The following is a 503-nucleotide window of genomic DNA, read 5'->3' as shown; positions in this document are numbered from 1 at the left end:
GACCCTCCCGACTTGTTAGTCGGGATGCCCTCAACCAGCATGATCGCTGTTCGGGAGATTTCATGAAGTGCCGATCAGCCCCTCTATCCTTTTCCGACTCTTCCATTTTTTAACAGATCTCTCTCGGGCATGTGCCAAACTTTTGCTCGGGTATTCCTCCCAATAGACCATCTCCCAGTCACATTGCTTACCGGTAATGCCCTTATGATTGGAATTATGCCTCCTTAACCTTTCTTCCAAAGAGCCGGAAGTGTGACCGATGTAGTACCGGTCCGAAGAAACCGAAAATAGAATATAAAAATAGAAGCCCATAAAACAAAAATAGCCTTAATTGATTAAGGCTATTCATTGTGGGAATTGAGGGATTCGAACCCCAGACCCTCCCGACTTGTTAGTCGGGATGCCCTCAACCAGCATGATCGCTGTTCGGGAGATTTCATGAAGTGCCGATCAGCCCCTCTATCCTTTTCCGACTCTTCCATTTTTTAACAGATCTCTCTCGG

Annotated in this window: 1 protein-coding gene; it reads right to left on the bottom strand. The window is 46.7% G+C overall.

Annotated features, from left to right (window positions below):
* Positions 1-60: 60 nt before the first annotated feature.
* Entirely contained in the window at positions 61-312 is a 252-nt protein-coding gene (locus ACYVAA_RS23105) for a GIY-YIG nuclease family protein (protein ID WP_460546482.1), read from the bottom strand.
* Positions 313-503 lie beyond the last annotated feature (191 nt).

The sequence above is a fragment of the Echinicola sediminis genome (genome assembly GCF_054777495.1).
Note: the sequence above shows the minus strand (reverse complement) of the source record. Positions and strands in the feature narration are given on the sequence as shown.

Coding starts and splice junctions, on each gene's coding strand:
- ACYVAA_RS23105 (WP_460546482.1), bottom strand. CDS start 312: ATGGGCTTCTATTTTTATATTCTATTTTCGGTTTCTTCGGACCGGTAC.